General features: G+C 37.2%; 21 protein-coding genes. 8 read left to right on the top strand and 13 right to left on the bottom strand.

Translation table 11 applies throughout. From position 1 onward, the window contains the following. Positions 1-66: 66 nt before the first annotated feature. Together IGQ45_09280 and IGQ45_09275 are read left to right on the top strand one after the other, a co-directional pair. The gene (locus IGQ45_09280; GenBank protein MBF2057400.1) at positions 67-795 is read left to right on the top strand and encodes a hypothetical protein; all 729 of its coding nucleotides are present in this window, start codon (positions 67-69) and stop codon (positions 793-795) included. Positions 796-981: 186 nt separating this feature from the next. Further along, on the top strand, positions 982-1,383 hold the full coding sequence (locus tag IGQ45_09275; GenBank protein ID MBF2057399.1) for an MAPEG family protein: 402 nt from the start codon (positions 982-984) through the stop codon (positions 1,381-1,383). Positions 1,384-1,484: 101 nt separating this feature from the next. On the opposite strand, the gene IGQ45_09270 is transcribed toward IGQ45_09275, so the two are convergent. Next, a complete protein-coding gene (locus IGQ45_09270; protein MBF2057398.1) occupies positions 1,485-2,438 on the bottom strand; it encodes an asparaginase in 954 nt (317 codons plus the stop codon). 324 nt (positions 2,439-2,762) lie between these two features. On the opposite strand from IGQ45_09270, the gene IGQ45_09265 reads away from it, so the two are divergent. After that, complete coding sequence (locus IGQ45_09265; GenBank protein ID MBF2057397.1) at positions 2,763-3,188, top strand: NUDIX hydrolase; 426 nt, start codon at positions 2,763-2,765, stop codon at positions 3,186-3,188. Positions 3,189-3,357: 169 nt separating this feature from the next. Here IGQ45_09265 and trmD read toward each other — a convergent pair whose 3' ends face one another. Both trmD and speB read right to left on the bottom strand, forming a co-directional pair. Further along, positions 3,358-4,035 carry a tRNA (guanosine(37)-N1)-methyltransferase TrmD gene (gene trmD, locus IGQ45_09260; protein ID MBF2057396.1) on the bottom strand — a complete coding sequence of 226 codons (678 nt, stop codon included), beginning with the start codon at positions 4,033-4,035 and terminating at the stop codon, positions 3,358-3,360. A 115-nt stretch (positions 4,036-4,150) separates the two neighbouring features. Continuing rightward, positions 4,151-5,035 (bottom strand): agmatinase, encoded by an 885-nt coding sequence (gene speB / locus IGQ45_09255; GenBank protein ID MBF2057395.1) that lies wholly within the window; start codon positions 5,033-5,035, stop codon positions 4,151-4,153. Between the two features lie 655 nt (positions 5,036-5,690). Here speB and IGQ45_09250 point away from each other — a divergent pair. Beyond that, entirely contained in the window at positions 5,691-7,268 is a 1,578-nt protein-coding gene (locus tag IGQ45_09250) for a phosphoglycerate dehydrogenase (protein MBF2057394.1), read from the top strand. 90 nt (positions 7,269-7,358) lie between these two features. Here IGQ45_09250 and IGQ45_09245 read toward each other — a convergent pair whose 3' ends face one another. The 5 genes from IGQ45_09245 to IGQ45_09225 all read right to left on the bottom strand — a co-directional run bounded on the left by IGQ45_09245 (position 7,359) and on the right by IGQ45_09225 (position 13,059). Continuing rightward, positions 7,359-9,002 (bottom strand): GAF domain-containing sensor histidine kinase, encoded by a 1,644-nt coding sequence (locus tag IGQ45_09245; GenBank protein MBF2057393.1) that lies wholly within the window; start codon positions 9,000-9,002, stop codon positions 7,359-7,361. A gap of 104 nt (positions 9,003-9,106) precedes the next feature. Further along, complete coding sequence (locus tag IGQ45_09240; GenBank protein MBF2057392.1) at positions 9,107-9,337, bottom strand: type II toxin-antitoxin system CcdA family antitoxin; 231 nt, start codon at positions 9,335-9,337, stop codon at positions 9,107-9,109. A gap of 79 nt (positions 9,338-9,416) precedes the next feature. Then, entirely contained in the window at positions 9,417-10,610 is a 1,194-nt protein-coding gene (locus tag IGQ45_09235; protein MBF2057391.1) for a Coenzyme F420 hydrogenase/dehydrogenase, beta subunit C-terminal domain, read from the bottom strand. A 247-nt stretch (positions 10,611-10,857) separates the two neighbouring features. Next, complete coding sequence (locus IGQ45_09230) at positions 10,858-11,592, bottom strand: Uma2 family endonuclease (GenBank protein ID MBF2057390.1); 735 nt, start codon at positions 11,590-11,592, stop codon at positions 10,858-10,860. Between the two features lie 384 nt (positions 11,593-11,976). After that, positions 11,977-13,059: a 3-dehydroquinate synthase gene (locus tag IGQ45_09225; GenBank protein MBF2057389.1), complete on the bottom strand. Its 1,083-nt coding sequence runs from the start codon at positions 13,057-13,059 to the stop codon at positions 11,977-11,979. 78 nt (positions 13,060-13,137) lie between these two features. Here IGQ45_09225 and IGQ45_09220 point away from each other — a divergent pair, with 78 nt between their 5' ends. Next, the gene (locus IGQ45_09220; protein ID MBF2057388.1) at positions 13,138-13,236 is read left to right on the top strand and encodes a cytochrome b6f complex subunit PetL; all 99 of its coding nucleotides are present in this window, start codon (positions 13,138-13,140) and stop codon (positions 13,234-13,236) included. Positions 13,237-13,354: 118 nt separating this feature from the next. Further along, the gene (locus tag IGQ45_09215) at positions 13,355-14,527 is read left to right on the top strand and encodes a tetratricopeptide repeat protein (GenBank protein MBF2057387.1); all 1,173 of its coding nucleotides are present in this window, start codon (positions 13,355-13,357) and stop codon (positions 14,525-14,527) included. A gap of 234 nt (positions 14,528-14,761) precedes the next feature. Here the strand turns inward: IGQ45_09215 and ndk are convergent, their stop codons facing one another. From ndk to IGQ45_09190, 5 genes are all read right to left on the bottom strand, one after another. Then, positions 14,762-15,211 (bottom strand): nucleoside-diphosphate kinase, encoded by a 450-nt coding sequence (ndk, locus tag IGQ45_09210; GenBank protein MBF2057386.1) that lies wholly within the window; start codon positions 15,209-15,211, stop codon positions 14,762-14,764. A gap of 312 nt (positions 15,212-15,523) precedes the next feature. Beyond that, entirely contained in the window at positions 15,524-16,330 is an 807-nt protein-coding gene (locus tag IGQ45_09205; GenBank protein MBF2057385.1) for an EI24 domain-containing protein, read from the bottom strand. A 3-nt stretch (positions 16,331-16,333) separates the two neighbouring features. Then, positions 16,334-16,801: a DNA phosphorothioation-associated protein 4 gene (locus IGQ45_09200; GenBank protein ID MBF2057384.1), complete on the bottom strand. Its 468-nt coding sequence runs from the start codon at positions 16,799-16,801 to the stop codon at positions 16,334-16,336. 212 nt (positions 16,802-17,013) lie between these two features. Next, on the bottom strand, positions 17,014-17,937 hold the full coding sequence (locus IGQ45_09195; protein ID MBF2057383.1) for an Hpt domain-containing protein: 924 nt from the start codon (positions 17,935-17,937) through the stop codon (positions 17,014-17,016). Between the two features lie 117 nt (positions 17,938-18,054). After that, on the bottom strand, positions 18,055-19,278 hold the full coding sequence (locus IGQ45_09190) for a methionine gamma-lyase family protein (protein ID MBF2057382.1): 1,224 nt from the start codon (positions 19,276-19,278) through the stop codon (positions 18,055-18,057). Between the two features lie 599 nt (positions 19,279-19,877). On the opposite strand from IGQ45_09190, the gene IGQ45_09185 reads away from it, so the two are divergent. Then, positions 19,878-21,338: a DASH family cryptochrome gene (locus IGQ45_09185; protein ID MBF2057381.1), complete on the top strand. Its 1,461-nt coding sequence runs from the start codon at positions 19,878-19,880 to the stop codon at positions 21,336-21,338. Further along, positions 21,335-21,733, top strand: coding sequence for a response regulator (locus tag IGQ45_09180; GenBank protein MBF2057380.1), 399 nt, complete (start codon positions 21,335-21,337; stop codon positions 21,731-21,733). Before IGQ45_09185 ends, IGQ45_09180 begins: the two co-directional genes overlap by 4 nt. Positions 21,734-21,780: the final 47 nt, after the last annotated feature.

Genomic DNA, 21,780 nt, shown 5'->3' with positions numbered 1-21,780 from the left:
GAAGTGCTTACATTATCTTACGAAATTTTCGCTAATACCTCCAGAGTTAGAGTTAGTGATGGGCAAATGATGCCTATTATGACAGGTTGCCATACTGCTTCCTCTGCTTTAATCATCGTTTTACCGCAGTTAGGGGATTTTGACAGTATGGAATATGCTTGGTGGTTACAGCGTGACAAAGCCTTACTCGCTCAAAATAATATTGCTTTAAGGGTAGTAGCTATCGGGGCGAGGGGCGCTGGGCAAAAGTTTTGCGATTATACTGGTTTTGATCCTGATCATTTATTTGTGGATGCTACGGCTTCTCTACATCAACAATTAGAACTTTATCCGGGTTTACAAGTTAAGTTACCTTTTCTTTCTCCTACTCAACAAGCATGGTTTAATTTACTGGTGATGTGCGCTGGAATTGGTAGCCCCGGCACTCTCAAGGAAGTTTTACGGGGTTATACTGGTGACAAAAATTCTCCTTCTCTTTTTAGCAGTAACGAGACCATTAATATTAGTCCTTTTCCCTCTTTTCAAGGTAATTTATTCGATAAAGTTGGTCAAGATTATCAGCGCCCGTTTGAATTAGCTACTTTACGCTTAAAAAATATGATTGAAGTCTTGACAAATTGGCATATTTATGTCGAAGATGGACGATATTTAACCCAGAGGGGCGCGACATTTTTATTTGATCAAAATCAAAATTTGCTTTATCAGCATAGGGATAAAGGTATTTTGGGATTTGCTGAAAATATGAGTAATCCTTTGCAGTTTTTGCGCAATATTAATTGGGTATTCCATCGCTAATGTAAAGAAGTTGTATGAAATGTCAACGACTGAATTAGCTACAAATAATTTAGGCGCGCCATAGATTTTCACAAAGATTCTCTTTGCGTTGCGTCTTTAGTATATCAAGGTGAAAAATAAACAACGTGGTTTATTCATCTGAAATGCGCTGTAAAATAGGTGAGGAAATCATTAAAAATAAAAATTATGTTGTTAGGTGCAAGTATTGTTACTTTATTAGCTCTATTAGTGTATTTTGCCACTATCATTAATGTGGGTAGAGCAAGAATGAAATATCAGGTTATGCCTCCGGCAATGACGGGAAATGAGGATTTCGAGCGAGTGGTAAGAGTGCAACAAAACACCCTCGAACAATTAATTTTTTTCTTACCCCTATTATGGATTTTCTCTGCTTACGTTAGCGAGTTATGGGGGATAATTCTTGGTGGCACTTGGGTTGTGGGTAGGATTATCTATGCTTGGGGATATTCCCTTGAGGCTAAAAAAAGAATGCCGGGCTTTGCTATTAGCACCCTCAGCGCCCTCAGCCTTTTATCTCTTTGTCTGGTTAAATTAGGATTGATAGTATATCAACAGCTTAATTTTTAATCTTTGAGAAGTGGAGACAGGGAAGCAGAGGGAGAAAGGGAATACAGGGTGGAATAAAACAATTTATGAAAGGGAGAAAAGTTATCAAAAAACTGGGTAAGTTAAACGAGAGTACACTCTCCTAAAATTTCTAAGCGTCTATACTGATCGATACGAATAAATTTATCCCCTAATTTTTCCGCCATACTCAGAGAAATCCACCCCAGTTGTTTTAAAACTTGAATAGCTGTGGCATATTTAGCGCGCTTCGCCCCATCCAAAACTTTGATGGCTAAACCCATATCCTGACTGATATTACCGATACATTGTACCCCTTCAGCCCCCGATTTGCTCACCAGCGCCCCTTCTGTGAGCAACATCAACTCGGTATCAAAAGCGCCCTCCCCGGCGATTAAACGGGGATAACGAGTCATAGAACGTACAATGCGTTCTAAATCGATATGACTACCACAAGCCAATTTAGCGTATAAAGTGGCAATTTGCGATAGGGGTAGGGCATAAGTCGGCACACCACAATCATCCCGTGCTGCCATCAATTCTGCCGAAGGCATGGATAATAGTTCGGATATTTTCTTTAAAATCAAAGCCTGTACTGGATTAGAGCGATGGCAATAATTATCTAAATCCCAATTTCTTTGTTGACAAACCGCTAACATTCCAGCGTGTTTCCCTGAACAATTATGTTGGAGGGCGCTGTCTTTTCCCTCTGGAATGGGGCATTTCAATGTTGTAGGATCAATATCTGCTTTCCACAAGATATTAAAAACTTGTCTAGCCTGTTCGATTGTACCCTGATGGGAAGCACACATTATTGCTAAATCTCGATCCGTTAAATCAAATCTTTCTAATACTCCTGTACTGGTTACTGCTAAGGCTTGAAATGGCTTTAATGCGGAGCGAGTAAAAGTTACGGTTTCGGGGTTTCCAGCTACACAGAGGGTGCGCCCTTTGTCGTCAGCGACGGTAACTTCTACCTGATGAACTGATTCGACAATTCCTTCTCTTAATAAATGTACTTCTAAGGGAGGATATGGAGGACGTTTGATTCTGGACATGAATTACGCTTGATATATTTTATGTTATGGTTAGTAAAAGTTACTTATCCAATCTTATTTTATCAAAAAATACCTTTATTTTGAGGTTAATATCAAGGGGAGGCAGATTAACAATTGACAATTATGGTTTTACTGTTCTCGTGTAGTATATGTAATTTTGTATTTTAACTGCATTTTTATTCAAAAAAGCGTGATTTTGCATATTTTTAAGGCTTATAATATGTCTTAACTCTTTAATCTGTAAGCATTTCACCTGAAACCTGACACCCGAAACCTGACACCTCCCCTCACCAAAATACTTTTTCAGCAAACCCTAATTGTCTCATGTATAAAAATCCAGCGCCCACCGTCGATATAATTATTGAAATGGTCGATCGCCCTTCTCGCCCGATTATTCTCATCGAGAGAAAATTTGAACCGTTGGGGTGGGCAATACCGGGAGGGTTTATGGATTACGGGGAGTGCGCTGAAGTTAGCGCGCGCCGGGAGGCAAAAGAAGAAACTAATCTTGATGTCACCCTAATAGAACAATTTTACGTTTATTCTAATCCTAATCGAGACCTACGAAAACATACTATTAGCATTGTTTATATTGCCACAGCCAGAGGAAATCCCCAAGCGCAGGATGATGCCCTTAATGTTAATATTTTTGATTTATGGGAAATTCCTAAAAATCTTTGTTTTGATCATGACCAAATTTTACAAGACTATCAACGCTACCGTTATTATCACCGGCGCCCTTCAATTTGATGGTTTTAGCAAAGTCGGCATCAAAATCATGGGTGTTTTGGACCAGGAGAAGGGGAAGCAGAGGTAGAAGGGGAAGCAGGGGTAGAAGGGGAAGCAGAGGGAGAGGGGGTAGCAGAGGGAGAAGGGGTAGCAGAGGAAAGATTATAATTCATAATTCATAATTCATAATTCATAACTCCTCAAGCAAATCTGGTCTTTTTTCTTTAGTTGCCTGTAACTGTTGCTGATAGCGCCAATCGGCGATGGCTTTGTGATTGCCAGAACGTAACACCAGAGGGACTTCCCACTGTCTGAAGTGCGCTGGGCGAGTGTAATGGGGATAATCCAGCAACCCATTCTCAAAACTTTCCTCCTCCAAAGAAGCCTGTTTTCCCACTGTGCCGGGTAACAAGCGCACTACTCCATCAATGAGAGTTAAAGCCGGAATTTCACCCCCAGTTAAAATAAAATCTCCCAAAGAAACTTCCCTCGTTACCAAATGCTTAACTCTCTCGTCAATACCTTCATAATGTCCACAAATTAACACTAATTGACGATAATTAAAAGCCAAATCTTTTAGTAAAGGTTGATTTAACTTTTCCCCTTGGGGAGTTAATAAAATCACCTCACGAGGAGATAACACAGGTAAAGACTCCACCGCCGAGAAAATTGGTTCAGGTTTCAACACCATGCCAACTCCACCACCATAAGGAATATCATCTACTTGGTGATGTTTGTCCGTGGTAAAATCCCTAGGGTTGATGAAATTAACCGAAGCAATTTCTTTTTTCAGCGCCCTCCCCAGCAAGCTACATTGTATGGCTGAGGTAAAAAAATCAGGAAATAAAGTAATAACGTCAATTTGCACAGTTTATGAATAATGAATAATGAATAATGAATAATGAATAATTAAAAACTATTAATTATCCTCCCTTTCTACCTCTGCTTCCCCTTCTACCTCTGCTTCCCTTTCCCCTCATTTCTTAAAACTTTTTAGAATTTACCCAGTAGCCAATCAACTTATAAATCAACTTAGCCGCAGTAAATTCAGACACTACAGAATCTTTGGTGGGCGCTAATTCCATGATGTCACAACCAATCACCTCAAAATTACTAAAAACTGCCCTCATGAAGCCCAAAAGTTGATACCAGTCTAAGCCACCCGGTTCAGGTGTACCAACTCCCGGCATAAAACCCGGGTCTAAACCATCTAAATCAATAGTAACAAAAACTTTTTTCGTAGTAATATTATTAATGGCTTCCTCAATCCAATTAGAATTATGGTAGATGGCGCGCGCCCACATCACAGGAATATTTTTAGCTTCAATTAAATCCGCTTCTTCCTTGCAAATTGCACGAATGCCGACAGGTAAGGTAGGTAAACCCAACTCCACAACTCGACGCATCACACAAGCATGATTATGAATTGAACCTTCAAATTCGTAGCGCATATCACCATGGGCATCAATTTGCACTACAGTAAAAGATTCTCCCAAACTGTTTAAATATCCTTGTACTAAGCCTGTAGTAATAGCGTGTTCTCCACCCACTCCAATCACAAATTTACCATCCTTAACAAGTTTTTTCACCGTTTCACTGGTAATAGATAACATTTCTTCCGCCGTTAACTGATTATTGAGGCGTGTATCGGCAATATTATCATGGGTGAAAATTTTGGTTTGAAAACAAGTTTCCATTCCTAATTCTTCGTCATAACATTCTAATTGATCTGAGGCGATCAAAACTGCTTCTGGTCCAAACTCGCATCCTTTGCGGTAAGTGGTAGTAACCTCGTAGGGAATCGGTAGAATCACCACCTCTGACTCTTCATAAGTGGAGATGATTTCAGACTCTAAAAATTGTTTCATAGCATTGTTTCGGATCAAAGTTTGTAACGAACTATTATAACTGACGTTACGCACACATTTATCAAATAAAGGTGTCAGGTATCAGGTAGCAGGTATTAGGTTAAATTTAACCCGATACCTGATGCCTATCCTGATACGTTTATGCAGAATAAAACGGCATATACCGTAATAAACTGCAATAGCATTTGAGTAAAATACTCAAAAGGAGGTATCCCTCAAAGCCTTAAAAAATATTTTTAAGACACTTATGTTATCTGATTTAACAGACTGCTTCACCCACGGAAGCGTTAATAGTATTACTATCCTATTTTTGTAAGGTACTTCCCCAAAAGGGGCAACCAAAATCTCCCTTTATCGTACATCAAATATTACTTTTCTGAAACCGAAATCGAATACTTTCACAAACTTTTTATTTATTTGTCCTTTTATGTCATTTTATATAGAAAATCTAAGATTTAGTAAATCTCTTATGAAAAATAACTATTTAGCTTAATTCTTTAATTTATAAGCATTTCACCTGAAACCTTCCCTTCTCAGGCATTTTACTGTTTTAGGTTTTCAGGAAACTTAGATAGTTGTAGGATTGACACCTGTTTTTGATAAGATGACAAAGACAGCAAAATGTCACCAAAATAACAATTATATTTAGTTTACTATGGCAAAAGTTCTCGTATCTGATCCCATCGATGAAGTAGGGATTAAAATTCTGCAGCAAGTAGCAGAAGTTGATATTAAAACAGGATTATCAGAAGATGAATTAATAGCGATTATCCCTCAGTATGACGCGCTGATGATTCGTTCTGGCACTCAGGTTACTCAAAAAGTGATCGAATCTGCCGAAAACTTAAAAATTGTGGGGCGCGCTGGGGTAGGGGTTGATAACGTGGATGTGGCTGCCGCTACCCGTAAAGGGATTGTGGTGGTTAACTCCCCTGAAGGTAACACCATTGCCGCCGCCGAACACGCTTTGGCAATGATGCTATCTCTTTCTCGTCATATTCCAGACGCTAACCAATCAGTAAAAGAAAGTAGGTGGGATCGTAAAAAGTATATTGGTTCTGAGGTTTATAAAAAAAGTCTTGGCGTAGTAGGATTAGGCAAAATTGGCTCTCATGTAGCAAAAGTGGGTAAAGCCATGGGCATGAAAATTTTGGCTTTTGATCCGTTTATTTCTCAAGAAAGAGCGAATCAACTGGGTTGCACTTTAGTTGATCTTGATATTCTTTTCAGTGAATCAGATTATATTACTCTGCATATTCCTAAAACGAAAGAAACCACTAATTTAATTAATGCTGAGGCTTTAGCCAAAATGAAGCCCAGCGCCCGTATCATCAACTGCGCTCGGGGGGGTATCATCGAAGAAAATGACCTTTATGAAGCTCTGAAAAATGGTCAAATTGCTGGGGCAGCCCTTGATGTATTTGCATCTGAACCGTTAGGGGAATCAAAATTAAGAGAATTAGATAATATCATTCTTACTCCTCACCTTGGTGCATCCACTGCTGAAGCTCAAGTTAATGTGGCCATCGATGTTGCAGAACAAATTAGAGATGTATTACTCGGACTTCCTGCTCGTAGTGCGGTGAATATTCCCGGTTTAAGCCCTGATGTCATGGAAAAATTACGCCCTTATATGCGTTTAGCGGAAACGTTAGGGAATTTAGTAGGGCAGTTAGCTGGAGATAGGGTAGAGAGTCTCAACGTTAAATTACAAGGGGATTTAGCCGATAATAATAGTCAACCTTTGGTGATTGCTTCTCTCAAGGGTTTATTATCCAAAGCCTTACGGGAGAGAGTTAACTATGTTAATGCTGGTATCGAAGCGAAGGAAAGAGGTATTCACTTAGTGGAAACCAGAGACGCTAGTATCAAAGACTATAGTAACTCTATTTACCTTGAAGCAGTTGGTACTAAAGGTACTCACTCGGTGACAGGGGCGCTGTTAAATGATGGTGAGATTCGCATTACCAGTATTAATGGTTTTCCTGTCAATGTGCCACCTAATACTTATATGTTGTTCACTTTACACCGTGATGTCCCCGGTATTATCGGTAATATTGGTACTTTGTTAGGAAGTTTTAACGTCAATATCGCTAGTATGCAAGTAGGGCGCAAAATTGTGCGTGGTGATGCAGTGATGGTGTTAAGTATTGATGATCCTTTACCTGATGGTGTTTTATCTGAAATCATTAAGGTAAGCGGTGTTACTGATGCTTATACCGTAAGTTTATAATCTCATGGTGACGGGGGAGGGCGCTGAAAATTATATTTTCTTTTTTCTCCCCTTTTTTTCACTGTTTTCAGCAGAGGGGTGCTGATTTCATTAACCCCGAATAACTGGCAACTGACTAAGGGGAATTGTCAAAGTGACAGTAGAACCAAGACTCTCGCCCATACTATAAAAAGAGATTCTTCCCCCCATGGATTCGATTAAGCGCCGAGAAATAGCTAACCCTAATCCGGTACCTCCTGTGGATTTTGTCCTAGAGCCATCCACCTGATAAAATTTCTCAAAGAGGTTTTCTTGTTTTTCTAAGGATACTCCAATACCAGTATCGGCAATACTCATTTTGACTAAACCGGGCAGACTTTTGCCGTTATATTGAATAGCTTTAGCAATAATTTCCACGGTTAGGGAAATTTCTCCTTCATGGGTAAATTTAAAGGCGTTACCGACTACATTCAATAAAACTTGCAGTAGTCTTTGATAATCTGAATAAATTAAAATGGGGTCATAGGTAGTGGGTAAATCGAAATGAAATTCAATATTCTTCTTTTCTGCTTGGCTTTGAGCAAATTTGGCAACATCTTCACAAATTTGATTAAGGGAAATATTATCGAATCTAAATTCAATTTTATTCGCTTCAATTTTGGCGATGTCTAAAATATCATTAATCAAATTAAGTAAGTGTAATGCCGAGCGATGGGCTTGAGTAATAAATTCTTTTTCTTCTTCTTCATCATCTGCCATGTCATCTAAAACCAACTGCAAAAACCCTAAAATGCCATTTAAAGGGGTTCTTAATTCGTGGCTGGTACTAGCTAAAAATTCGCTTTTTAATTGAGAGGCTTTTTCGGCTTCAATATTGGCTTGTTCTAGTTTTTGATAAATGGTAGCATGGGCGATGGCTGTTCCCACTTGTTCTGCTAATTCTTGGATCAATTCTGATTCTGCTTCACTCCAGTATCTGGTGCGATCACACTGGTTAAGGGCAATGACTCCGTTTAGCTGTTTTTGATAAAATGTACCTACGATTAAAACCGATAAGCATTGATACTGATGGTCATTATTTTGATGGTAAACAAAAGGTTTTTGATGATGGCTAACATCTTGTAAACACTGATAATCATTGATGGCGAATCTTTGCCCTAGTAGGGAATTATGGGAAGTGTGGCAATATTCAGCTTTTACGTCCAAAAAATTGGCATCGGTGGAGGGCGCTAGTAAAAGACAACGACTTACTTGTAAGGCTTCTCCTATGCTATCAACGGTTTGTTGCCAAATAGTTTCTAGGTCTAGTGTACTACGAATATTTCGGGCAATCCGAGTCAATACTACTTGAAAAGGATCAGGGTTGGTGGGTAAAGCTAAATTTGAGGTGAGAGAAAAATCAGAGGAAGATAAGCAGTATCCTGTGACAAAAACCGAATCAAATTTCCCCTCAAGATTTTTGATGGGGGTAATCATTAATTCAAAAGGAAACTGTAAATTTTCGTAGGAAAAAATGTGATAACAGCGCTCTGGGATACCCCTAGCTATTACCCGTCTGATTTTTTCGAGATAAGAAGACAGGGGGATTGGTTTAAATTTTTGACCAGCGCCCTCCCCCCCATCATTGCAGAAGTCTAGTTGTATTTTAGTTGGTTGCCAAAAAAAAGCTCGATAGTTACCGTCACTATCTTGAGTAAAAACCAACTCAGCGCCCATATGGGCTAAACTATGGCAATTAATTATACTCAATTTTATTTACTATCATTATTTATTGAGCTGGATAAGTCCCTCTATAGCATCAAGATTAATTCATGTTGGCTACTATGGGCATATAGTTGATCGTATAACTAAATGATTTTCTAGTCATTCCATTCCCCCCGTGGTGGCACAGGAGGATTACGGCGCAGACTACGAGTTAGTTCATCATCTTGTTTTCTCTCACCCTTGAGCCATTCTTTGAGGGCGGTTTCCACCACTTTACTGGGGTCATTGGTTAAATGTTTAATTTTTTCTAATAAAACAGCGTCAATGTGCATGGAAATTTCGACCTTTTCTCCACTGCGATTGTCAGATAATATATCGTTACTCATAATTATAATTAGTCATAATAAATTTGCCATACTTCCATTCTACTCTTGATTTTCACTCTCTTCAATTTTTCCCGGTCGGTTAATCAGGCAATTTATATTGAGAAACTATTTTTTTGGCGTAATCGGGGACGTGCGCTGATAGTTTTTCGGGATAATTTCGTTTAACATAAAGATAATTGCGAGTAAAGTGGGAATCAATGGAAAATCTCGCATATTCTAATCCCTGTGGTCCTACTTTTTCAATCACTACCCCCATTAATTTTGCTGCCCACATGGGTAATGTAACACCTTGATCATAGGCTGGAATACTATTTTGAACGGCTTGTTTTCTTTGCCCTTTGGACATGACAGGTTGAGTTTCTAGCTGATCTTGCACTAAGTCTAACATCTCCTGTCCTGTGTGGTTGCGCACGACAATCCATTGCCACCCGAAGGGCGCTCCCATATACCCCACCACCAAATCAGCGAGAGAGTTAACATAGTCAAAACAAGTCATACAAGAAGGAGCAAAAACGTCTTTTAATTGATTGGTTTTTAAGCCAAAAAAAGGTACTTTTTCTACACTGCCATCTTCATGCTTAAAATGTACCCGAAAATCCTGCATAAATTCGTAAGCAATGACTGTGTCAGGAGATTTGCTGGTAGTTTCCAAGAATTTTTGTAGCCCAGCGCGCGTCACATTATCCACACAGGGCGTACCGAGAATATATAATTTTTCTAAACCTAATTTATCCTCAACTTCTCTCAGTGCCTGAATTTGACAACCCACGCCAATCACCAATAACCTTTTCATCCCTGACTGTTCGATTTGTTCTAATACCGACAGATTAGGCGATAAAGTGGGTTTATTGACCTTAGCCCCCAAAATTTCCTCTGTAGTGGTGGCAATTATGGGTTTAGGTTGAAAACGATCTTCATCGCTGTTTTGAACGCATACAACCCCTTCTACTAGCCCCTGCGTTAACATTTCACAGGCGATGGTACTCACAATGCCAGTCCATTGAGCGCCCGGTATAGGTTCTTTTTTCTTAGCGCCCATCATCTGTTGATGCACACCAAAATAAAGGTCATTTTCCGAGTCAAGATTACGACTGCGCCCGTGTGCTTTTTCTTCTAAATCGGCAATCTGTTGATTAATGAAAGCGCAGGCTTCTTTAACGTAGTGAATATAATAAGTATCGCATAAACCGCACTCGCTACATAACTCTTTTGCCGGGCGCTGGCTTCCTTGTTTTAATGCTTTAGCTTTTTTATGGTTATTTAATGCTGTCATTTTATTTGGTTTTAATATCATCTGATGATGATCAATTTTACCGCTTTTGGTGTTGATGAATTAATAACTGATGTTTTCTCGAGTTAGGAAATAAAGAATAAGGAATGAGTCGTAGTATTGAAGATACTTTTTTTAAAAGAATAAAACTAATTTTTCAGATCTCATAAAAACTAAAATACCTAAATTTAAACAAGAGGTTTTAACCCTTTGTTACCAGATTATTTTTTACTTACTCAAGAAAGCCTATCTATTCAAAATTTATACCTTGACGGCGCAGTTTCTCTTGTAACTCTTGTAACTCTTTTTCCGCTTTTTCTGCTCTTTCTTGCTGTTCTTTTTGTTCTAAAGTAGCTTTTTGAGCCGATTCATCTCCAGTTAACAATAAATTACCATTTTCATCACACCAGCGTAACCAAACACCGCTAAAACTTTCAAATTCTCCCTCCCACAAAGTCAATCCTAAATTAACCCCTTCTAACCAAGTATCAGAAGTTTCCTGATAATTGATGCCCGTGAGTTTAAATATTCTTAAAATCTTATTACTTAAATGTTGTTGAGGATCATAAACTATATAATAACTCACCCTCATATATTCATAAATTTTCAATTTTTCGCTTAATTCTCCCCCTACTTTATTAGAGACAATTTCGAGGCAAACTTCGGGGCTTTTCCCAAATTCCCACACCAAATAACAACGGTGATTTTTTTCCCACAAATTTTTGGGAGTAGTAACTCCCAAACTCAAGAAAAAATCTGGCACAATGGGAGGTTTTCCCAGACTAGCGTAAATACCAACATTGGCATCGGCTAAAAAAGTTACTTCTTTTCTAGCATGATAAAGAATGCTGGTTAAAAATCTTTGTTGTTTTGCTGAACCAAAATTATCCACGGGTGTATCATCCTCTGTGATTAAATGACTAACATCAGGTTTGGTGATAAATTCTTCTTCATGATTGGTGGAAATTTGTACTTGTGCTACCATTTTGCTCTATTTCCTTAAACCTTTTTTTTTATTTTAAGCCTAAAATCAGAGATTTATAGTTGTTTCAATAAAGATTTAGATAGGGTTTGCTGAAAAAGTATTTTGGTTAGGGGCGGTGTCAGGTATCGGATGTTATATCATGTTCAGGTAATCTGTTACAAAAGATTATATCTTCGTAATTTACCCACCGTGTAATGAATTACACGGAACCAATAGTATCTCGTTCAATAAATTGAACTAAGATATTGATATTACTAATTTGTAAGTGGTCAAGCGAACTTGATATTAGGTATTAGGTTTGAAAATTACACCTGAAACCTGAAGCCTGAAACCTAGTCACCTTTGCCCTTCACCTCACCCTGCAAAATTTTCCATTGTCAATAACTAAAAACATTCCCGTAATAAATCAGAGGAAATTTCATCAGTAATAATCACTTTACCGATAGCAGTCGGCAAAATAAAGCGCACTCTACCCCCCCTGACTTTTTTATCTAATTGCAAACTATCTATTAATTTTTCCCTATCCACATTATCAGGAATAGCGATAGGTAATCCAGCTTTAAGGATTAACTCATTTTGTCGCTGTAATTCGTCTTCTTGCCATAATCCAGCTTTGACGGCAATTTTTCCAGCTATTGCCATACCGATTGCCACCGCCTCACCGTGAACATAAGTATTATAATGGGTCAAACTTTCTACACCATGCCCCACTGTATGCCCATAATTGAGAATAGCCCTTAAACCTCCTTCCCTTTCATCTTGTGCGACTACTTCAGCTTTCGCTTGGCAAGATCGTTCTAAAATGTAGCTAAGTAGATTAGGGCTTAAAAAGTTCATGCTATTAAGGTTTTCCGCTTGTTCAAGGGCATGAAAAAGGTCTTGATCCCAAATTACTCCATATTTAATTACTTCTGCCATACCTGCTTTAAACTCTCGCTCTGGCAATGTTTTCAAAACATCAGGATCGATTAAAACCAGTTTAGGTTGATAAAATGCACCAATTAAATTTTTGCCTTGGGGATGATTAACGCCAGTTTTTCCGCCTACGGAAGCATCTACCATGGCGAGTAATGAGGTGGGAATCTGAATAAAGTTAATGCCTCTTAACCAAGTGGCTGCGGCGAATCCTGTCATATCACCGATAACGCCTCCCCCTAGTGCCATCATGGTAGAGTTTCTTTCTAAGCGCAGATTTAAGGCTGTGTCATAAATTTTGCTAATAGAATCAAGGGTTTTATTGCTTTCTCCTGCCGGAATGAGATGATAATTAACGGTAAATCCAGCGCCCTCCAGCGATGCCATCACCGTCTCACCATAGTAATCAAATATTTCGGGGTTGGAAATAATTAAAATCTTGTTACCAATATTGAGGGGTTTGGTATAGTTACCGATATTGCTTAAACCACCGGAAGCGATGTGGATATTATAAGGATTTTGCGGTAATTTTACGGAAATAATTGAGGACATGATGATGGCACAATAGAATCAATTTAACAGTCTATTGTACAATGTATTGGTTATCTATTTATTAAAAGGAGTTTTAACATGACTGCTGGTGTAGTAGCTTATATCGGGATTATTGGTGGTTTTTCTGTGACGGCGGTGGCTTTATATTATGGTTTTCGCGCTTTAAAATTACTTTAATTTATGCTTATCCCCTTCCCTAAGAGGGGGATAATTTACCCACCGTGTAATGAATTACACGGAACCAACAGTATCCCGTTCAATAAATTGAACCAAGATTATTTTGGCTATTCTACAAATGTTTAAAAAAACTGCTTTATTTTCTTTCGTTATTATTGCTAGTCTGAGTATTACAAATAATCCTATTTGGGCAGAAAATCAACAGGTAAATCCTCTTAAAAATAACAACATTGAAGATGTTTTATTACCTACTCAAAATCGTCCTTTAACTGAAGCAGAAAAGGCACAATTACAAGCAGATTTACAATTATTAAATCAGTCAGCAGAAGAACAATTAGCGTTAGGAAATGAAGATCAAGCGGTAGAAATTTGGTATCGTCAATTAAGGTTAACTCGTTTTCTTGGTTTACAGTCTGAAGTTCAAGAAATTACTAGGTTAGGTCAATTATTTTGGCAACGGGGGAGGGCGCTGGAGATTAATAATTTAACGGCAAGGTTACAGATTTTAGAAGCTGAAAATACTGTCGATAATCAGTTAAATTCACAGTATTTAGATATTTTTTTTAAGGCTTATCAAAGTTTAGGTAATGTGGAAAAATCAGTAAATATTCAACAGCAAATTTTAACCGAAGTTAGGGAAAAGAAAAATCAGGAAAAAGTTAAAGAAAACTTGATCAGTTTAGGGGAATTATATTTGAGTAAGTTTGATTATTTTAATGCTCAACCTATTTATGAGGAGTTATTAACTATTTCGGAGAGAGAAAATGATTTTATTAATCAAACTAATTATTTAAAAAATCTTTCACAAATTAACAGCGCCCTCCTCCGTAGCGAAAACTCTATTATTTATCGAAAGAGATTAATTGAAACCTACGAAAAAACAGATAATTTTAATGACATAATTTTAGAAAAAATTGCCATCGGGGATGAATATAAAAAACTCGATCAACCGCAAGAAGCTGGTATTTATTATCAAGAAGCCTTTAATTTAGCATGGAGTGTCAAGAGATTTGCACAGGCTGGAGGGGCGCTAAAACAGTTAGGCATTCTTTATCAAGACTATGAAAAATTAGATTCTGCTCTACAAATTTATCGAGAATTAATCATCATTGAACAACAATCTGCTAACTTTTATGGCTTAATGGAAACCTACGGGCGCATGGGTACAATTTATCAACAGCAAGGCAATTATTCAGAAGCGAAAAATAATTGGCGGAGGGCGCTGGAAATTGCCCAACAGTTAAATCATAAAGAGGATTTTTACCGCAATAAATTAGCCGAATTACCATAAACTTTGGTGAAACAGACATCTTGCCTGTCTTTCGGGAAAGTCAAAATTGGGTTGTGCTTCATTTCACCCAACCCAAAATCAACTTGTTAAAAGTTATATCAAGTTCCTTTGATCACTTATACTAATCTTAGTTCAATTTATTGAACGTAATTCCATTGGTTCCGTGTAATTAATTACACGGTGGGTAAAGTGCGAAGAGATAATCTATTGGTAACTAATTATCCCAATTTGATGTTACTCATAAAGCCAAGATTTTTGACATTTTTCCCAGCTTACCAACTCTTCATCACCAAACCAAAGACTAATCTCTCTTTGGGCGGTTTCAATAGCATCAGAGCCATGAATGAGGTTACGTCCAATACTAACACCAAAATCGCCCCTAATTGTACCCGGTTCAGCGCTAAGAGGATTAGTAGCACCAATAATTTTACGAGCGGAAGCCACCACGCCATCACCTTCCCATACCATTGCTACCACAGGAGAAGAAATAATAAATTCTACTAAATCACCGAAAAATGGGCGCTCTTTATGAACATCATAATGTTTCTCCGCTAATTCACGAGAAACACTCATCAATTTTAAACCTACAAGGCTAAAACCTTTATTTTCTAGGCGTTTAATTACTTCTCCCACGAGGTTACGTTGTACACCATCGGGTTTAATCATTAAAAAAGTACGTTCCATTAGTATTTCCTGATTATATTAAATTTTGTTACCTAAAAAAGATTACCAAAAAATGGTTAAGATTATTTCTTAATTTTGCACTGCCATATTTAGGAGCTATATCATGTTCTGGTAATCTGTTATTAAAGACTATATCTGCGCAATTTACCCACCGTGTAATGAATTACACGGAACCAATAGTATCTCGTTCAATAAATTGAACTAAGATGTTGATATTACTAATTTGTAATTGCTCGAGCAGACTTGATATTTTTGAATAAATCAAAACCTTTTCCCTTCATCTCTCGATTTTATTTTTTAAGCAAAGCCTCTTTAGGTAACCGATCTATGTCGATCACACACTAATAAAGTTCCAGCGCACACACACATAGGGACAATAATCAAGTTTAATAGAGGAATACTAATCATAATTAAACAGGCTAATCCAAAACCAAAAGTACGGGGAAATTCTTTAAAAACAAAGGTTAATTTTTCTCTAAATTTTAATCTTTTTCGTTCTAAAGTAGCGTCTAAAAAATCTAAGCAAACTATGGTAATTGTTAACATTGATCCCCCATAAACAGAGATAACATTACCTACGGCTGGAATAAAATTTAATAAAAATAAGGGTAAGCCTACTATGATAGATAATAAGATTTTCTTTAATTCAAATAAAATAGCTCGAACTATATCTTGTAAAGGATCAATTTCAATAATTTCTAATTGTCCTCGTTTAATAACTTCGATTTTTTCTGATAGTTTACCATACCACGGCGCCCCCAACACCCCTCCAAATTGAGCAATAATAATCCCAATGACAATAAACATAACTATTAATAATAATCCCCTAATAATCGAACTAATAAAATTAGTTATAATAATTAAAATATTTAACCACTGAGGAAGGTTTTTAATAAATTCTTGCAAGGAAATAACTAAATTATTAACTACAGTTTCCCATAAGTTTAAGCTAGGTTGCAATATTAATAAATATGTGATTATTCCGATAATAATATTGATTAATATAGGAATAATTAAGTATTGCCATAAGGATTTATTTTTAGCAATAAGATTAAGAGCTTGAAAAGGATAAAAAAAACCTGTCAAAAAGCCAAATCCACTAATAATATTTTTCAGCATTATTTAACTAAGAAAGCGAGTGAGGTCAAAGTCTTCTGGGGCTGAAGTATTCATGGCACGATGTTGATTTAACCATAACAAAATTCGTTCTTGATAGCTAACAGCGCCCTTCACCTGTTCAGATAATTGACTTAAACCACCATTAGCGTATTCTTCAAAAATCACTACCCTTTCTTCTTCGCCGTTAGGATAATGGGGAGAAATAATTTGCGGGTTTTTGGTTTCGGTAATAGCGATCATTTTGATTAATAAATCATAACCACGACTGATAAACACCTCTAAACTGATGGGAGAAGGCTCTTTCGCTATACTTTCTAGGGGTTGACGATAGTGATATTTTGTACCTACGGCGGCGGCAAATGCCATTAGATCGGCATAGGTAGAAAAAACCCCTTCTGGATGGTTATGGCTATGGACCAGGCATAGGACGAGGGGCGCTTTATCCTGTGCGATTCGGACTCTCAATGACATGATCTTTTGTCAATCATTAATTAGTAATTACAGTGATTTTATAACCTTTGAGACAAACTTACTCATATTTTTTAGTTCAACAACACTTTGGATTATCACAAAGATTACCTTTGCGTCTTTGCGCCTTTGCGAGAAACAAAAAATACTGATATTAATAATATCTTGTTCAGGTAATGAATGAATACATTAGATAACTAAATCTTAGTTTCATCTTAGCCCGTAGCTTGTAACAAACGGACTAATTTAGACAACTGATCTCGATTAAACACTTGAGTTAAAGTTGTGGCGGCAGTTTCCGGGTCTAAACTAAGTAAAATTTGGGGAGTTTTTGCCTGTGCTAACTGTTCTAAACCTTGAGATGGCGCAATTTCAGCGCCCTTCCCCACTTCTAAACAATCCCCAGCTAGTTTTATTTCCTTGATGACGACGGGCGCTAGTAAACGATAGGAATGCTTAGGATTACCGATGGCTTTTTGACAACATTTGAGTAAATTCTGCCAACCATTTTCTTCCGGTGCAAGGGCAACGAGACGATCACATAATCCTTGTAACTGTTGACGATTTTCGGTGGTGGATTCCTGTTTAAAAATTGCCAACATACGTTGCAATAACGGTCTAATTTCCATAACAATCTCATTAACGGGAATAGAACTAAGAGACTGAGCGGAATTTTTAACTTGTGCGGAGGTAATTTTTGGAGCGGTAGGAATATCACCATCCACCAACTGCTGTAAATAGTTTTGTAATTCTGTAAAATGAGGACTGGCGGCTTGAATAATGCTTTCTCCTTCTTCTTCTTTTAAGCCAAAAGGTCCTTGTAAACGTTCTAGTAAGTCTTGTAAAATATCGTAGGCTTTTAAAAATAAACTTTCTAAAGTTTGATCAGGCTTGATGGTTTGATCTTTAATAATCTTGAAAGCATCTTCGAGACGGTGCGCCGTAGTTTGGATACTGGTAAAACCTAACATAGCTGCGCCCCCTTTGATGGAGTGCGCTGCCCTAAACAGTTCGTTAACGCTTTCTTCATCGTCAATGACTGAGGATAAGTCTAATATGCCTTTTTCTATGGTTTCTAAATGCTCTTTGGCTTCTTCGATAAAGTAGCCGACTATTTTTTCATTGTTGCCACCATCCACGATCTTACCCTCACAAATATCTAATTTTAGTCATCATTATATTAAATATTAAACCATTTAGCGTTACAAAATTACGAATTAAGAATTGACAAATAATTATTAATTATCCATTGTTCATTACAATTCAGCCAAGACAGCTTCTAAAGCAATGGCGGTATGAGTCCAATGAGTTCCTCCTTGACAAAAAGCAATATAAGGCTCTCGCAATGGACCATCAGCAGATAGTTCAGATGTACTACCATCAATAAAAGTACCTCCTGCCATAATCAAGTCGCTTTCATAGCCGGGCATGGGCGCTGGAATAGGGTCAAGATACGAGCCCACGGGGGAATATTTCTGAATGGTACGACAAAAAGCAATAAGCGCCCTCCCCTCTTTAAACTTCACGGCTTGAATGGTATCACGACGAGGGGCAAAAGGTGACGGATTGACTTCATAACCTAACTTGTCAAATACTGTGGCAATCAGGTGAGAACTTTTCATGGCTTCCCCCACCATTTGCGGTGCTAAAAATAACCCTTGAAATAACAGCCGATTTTGGTCGAAAGTCGCCCCCCCACTGCTACCGATGCCGGGCGCTGTAACTCGACATAGCGCCCTCTCCACCAACTCACCATTACCGGCAATGTATCCCCCCGCCGTCACAATCGTCCCTCCCGGATTTTTGATCAATGAACCAGCCATCAAATCAGCGCCCACCGCCGTCGGTTCAACGGTATCGATAAATTCCCCATAACAATTATCCACAAAACACACCGTTTCAGGATTTTGACCCTTGACAATTTCGATAATTTGTGCTATATCAGAAATAGATAAACTCTCACGCCAACTGTAACCGCAAGAGCGCTGAATCAAAACTAATTTAGTGTTAGATTTGATGGCAGTAGAGAGATTTTGCCAATCAATTTTACCATCTGGAGTTAGTGCCAATTCACGATAACCGATGTTAAAATCCTTTAAAGAACCTTGTTTTTCTCCCCTGATGCCGATAACTTCCTCTAAAGTATCATAAGGATGTCCAGCCACCGCCAACATTTCATCACCCGGGCGCAATACCCCAAACAAACAAGAAGCGATGGCATGAGTGCCGGAAACAATCTGCACTCTCACCCCGGCGTGAGGGGCGCCCATCACCCTAGCGTACACCTGATCTAATACTTCTCGACCCAAATCATCATGACCGTAGCCCGTAACACTGCTAAAATGATGAACACCGACTTTATATTCTCGGAAGGCTTGTAATACTTTTTCTAAGTTTTTTTTGATATGTAAATCTATAGCTTGAAAAGTCGGATTTAATGTTTCGATTGCCTGATTGATTATTGCTGAAGAATTAACCATTTTTTAATAATTATTTAAAATATTTAAGTATAACATACAGTGAATATAAATTATTTCTAAGAAACTGCAATAAACTTACCCTTTTTTTATAGATTTTATCTTTCATCACAGTAAAATATATTTTTAAAAGTAATTTTATAGCGTTTTTCATGACAATGAGGCACTTTTATTATTCTCAAGTCCCCCTTTTTAAGCAGGGCGTTTTCATTCTCAAAAATGTTAGTTTCTCAAACTAGCCAATAATCTGAAATTCAGAGGTTTTTAACTACTAATAAATCAATTAATAGTAAAAAATCCTCCTGTCTCCCTGAATCTCCCCCCTTTTTAAGGGGGGTTGGGGGGGATCATCCTTATATTGTCTTCTTGTCAAAAACAAATCAATTTTGATCCTGACTTTGAAAACACCCTGCTTTTTAAGGGGGATTTAGGGGGATCACCACTTCGTGATTGCTTAGCGCTAATCTTCACAATAATTGCTATATATCACTCTAGCTATTGGCTTTGCCGATTTATTGCAAAGCGGATTATTGTTTAAAACTATCATTGTAATATTAGAACACGACAGAGTATAATAAGATAAAATTTTAAAATAAAAGAAAATGGCAAAAAATGTTTTAATTTGGTTTCGTAATGATTTAAGAATCCACGATCAAGAATGTATTTATCAAGCCATAGAAAATAAAGCCAACAATATTTTACCCTTATATTGTTTTGATGATCGTAGCTACAGTAAAACTTCCTTTGGTTTTGATAAAACAGGTCAATTTAGAGCAAAATTCATCATCGAAAGTGTAGCAGATTTACAAAAATCTTTACAAAAATTAGGTAGTGACTTAATTATTAGAAAAGGTAAAACAGAAGATATTATTAGCGAAATTGCTCAACAATATCATATTGACGAAGTATATTTTTCAGAAGAAGCTACCGCAGAAGAAATTAAAATCGAAAAAAAATTAACTAGAAAATTAGAACAACACAACATTAAAGTAAAAACTTTTTGGCAAAGTACCCTTTATTATCCCGAAGATTTACCCTTTACCATTGATAACTTACCAGATTTATTTACTAACTTTCGTAAACAAGTAGAGAAAAAAAGCGAAGTATATGAACCTTTTAAAACTCCTGAAAAATTACCATCATTACCTAATATCGACTTAGGAAAAATACCTACTTTAAAAGAATTAGGACATGATAATTTTAAAGTCAGCGAATTAGGAGTATTAAAATTTATTGGTGGAGAAACTGAAGCCTTAAAAAGATTAGAATATTACCTTTGGGATAGTGATTTAATCAGTAAATATAAAGAAACTAGAAACGGAATGTTAGGAGGTGACTATTCATCAAAATTCTCAGCTTGGTTAGCTTGTGGTTGCATTTCTCCTCGCTTAATTTATACAGAAATCGAAAAATATGAAGTAGAAAGAGTTAAAAATGATTCTACTTATTGGCTAATATTTGAATTATTGTGGCGTGATTTTTTCCGTTTTACTACCTTGAAATATGGCTCAAAAATATTTCTTAAATCTGGTTTACAACAATTTGATTTTCCTTGGCAGGAAAATTGGCAATTATTTGAATTATGGACTGAAGGAAAAACGGGTTATCCCCTCATTGATGCTAACATGAGAGAATTAAAAACCACTGGTTTTATGTCTAATCGAGGACGACAAAATGTCGCTAGTTTTTTAACAAAAAATCTCGGTATAAATTGGCAGATGGGCGCTGAGTGGTTCGAGTCTTTGTTAATTGATTATGATGTGTGTAGTAATTGGGGTAATTGGAATTACACCGCCGGGGTGGGTAATGATGCACGAGCATTCCGTTATTTTAATATTCCCAAACAATCTAAAGACTATGATTATAAAGGGGATTATCTACGCCATTGGTTGCCAGAAATAGCGCCCGTCAAAGGAGAGAAAATCCATGAACCTTGGCAATTATCCCCAGAAGAGCAAAAAAGATATAAAGTACAATTAGGGGTAGATTACCCTCGTCCCATAGTGGACTTTTTTAAGTCTGTTAAACATAATGAGAAAGTTTATTTGGGTGCTAGTAAATGACAACGATTTTAATTGTAGAAGATGACCCTATTAATCTTAAAGTTTTTAGTAAAATTTTAAGTAAAAGGGGCGGATTTGATATTATTGGCACGGAAAACGTTAAGGAAATAATTGATGTTACTACATCAGGAAAGGTAGATTTAATATTAATGGATGTATCTTTATCTAATAGTTTTTATGATGATAAACCTGTTGATGGCATTAGAATTACTCAATTAATTAAAGCTGATCAAATCAGTGAAAATATCCCTGTAATTTTGATTACCGCCCATGCTATGCAGGGAGATAAAGAGTATTTTTTGGAGTTGAGTGGCGCTGATGGTTATATCACTAAACCCATTGTTAGTCAAGATGAATTTGTGAGTCAAATTAAATCTTTTCTCTCATTAACTTAACTTTCGTAACGGTGGAGGGCGCACTCCGAATCAGGTTTGATGAAAAA

Origin of the sequence: Cyanobacterium sp. T60_A2020_053, from assembly GCA_015272165.1 — a bacterium.
Classification (GTDB): domain Bacteria; phylum Cyanobacteriota; class Cyanobacteriia; order Cyanobacteriales; family Cyanobacteriaceae; genus Cyanobacterium.
Note: the sequence above shows the minus strand (reverse complement) of the source record. Positions and strands in the feature narration are given on the sequence as shown.

What these genes read in the sequence shown, in the direction of transcription:
- IGQ45_09275 (MBF2057399.1), top strand. Translation starts at nt 982, where the DNA reads ATGTTGTTAGGTGCAAGTATTGTTACTTTATTAGCTCTATTAGTGTAT.
- IGQ45_09240 (MBF2057392.1), bottom strand. Translation starts at nt 9,337, where the DNA reads ATGAGTAACGATATATTATCTGACAATCGCAGTGGAGAAAAGGTCGAA.
- ndk (MBF2057386.1), bottom strand. Translation starts at nt 15,211, where the DNA reads ATGGAACGTACTTTTTTAATGATTAAACCCGATGGTGTACAACGTAAC.
- IGQ45_09250 (MBF2057394.1), top strand. Translation starts at nt 5,691, where the DNA reads ATGGCAAAAGTTCTCGTATCTGATCCCATCGATGAAGTAGGGATTAAA.
- IGQ45_09230 (MBF2057390.1), bottom strand. Translation starts at nt 11,592, where the DNA reads ATGGTAGCACAAGTACAAATTTCCACCAATCATGAAGAAGAATTTATC.
- IGQ45_09200 (MBF2057384.1), bottom strand. Translation starts at nt 16,801, where the DNA reads ATGTCATTGAGAGTCCGAATCGCACAGGATAAAGCGCCCCTCGTCCTA.
- IGQ45_09180 (MBF2057380.1), top strand. Translation starts at nt 21,335, where the DNA reads ATGACAACGATTTTAATTGTAGAAGATGACCCTATTAATCTTAAAGTT.
- IGQ45_09215 (MBF2057387.1), top strand. Translation starts at nt 13,355, where the DNA reads ATGTTTAAAAAAACTGCTTTATTTTCTTTCGTTATTATTGCTAGTCTG.
- IGQ45_09185 (MBF2057381.1), top strand. Translation starts at nt 19,878, where the DNA reads ATGGCAAAAAATGTTTTAATTTGGTTTCGTAATGATTTAAGAATCCAC.
- IGQ45_09280 (MBF2057400.1), top strand. Translation starts at nt 67, where the DNA reads ATGATGCCTATTATGACAGGTTGCCATACTGCTTCCTCTGCTTTAATC.
- IGQ45_09235 (MBF2057391.1), bottom strand. Translation starts at nt 10,610, where the DNA reads ATGACAGCATTAAATAACCATAAAAAAGCTAAAGCATTAAAACAAGGA.
- IGQ45_09265 (MBF2057397.1), top strand. Translation starts at nt 2,763, where the DNA reads ATGTATAAAAATCCAGCGCCCACCGTCGATATAATTATTGAAATGGTC.
- IGQ45_09190 (MBF2057382.1), bottom strand. Translation starts at nt 19,278, where the DNA reads ATGGTTAATTCTTCAGCAATAATCAATCAGGCAATCGAAACATTAAAT.
- IGQ45_09270 (MBF2057398.1), bottom strand. Translation starts at nt 2,438, where the DNA reads ATGTCCAGAATCAAACGTCCTCCATATCCTCCCTTAGAAGTACATTTA.
- IGQ45_09205 (MBF2057385.1), bottom strand. Translation starts at nt 16,330, where the DNA reads ATGCTGAAAAATATTATTAGTGGATTTGGCTTTTTGACAGGTTTTTTT.
- IGQ45_09220 (MBF2057388.1), top strand. Translation starts at nt 13,138, where the DNA reads ATGACTGCTGGTGTAGTAGCTTATATCGGGATTATTGGTGGTTTTTCT.
- speB (MBF2057395.1), bottom strand. Translation starts at nt 5,035, where the DNA reads ATGAAACAATTTTTAGAGTCTGAAATCATCTCCACTTATGAAGAGTCA.
- IGQ45_09225 (MBF2057389.1), bottom strand. Translation starts at nt 13,059, where the DNA reads ATGTCCTCAATTATTTCCGTAAAATTACCGCAAAATCCTTATAATATC.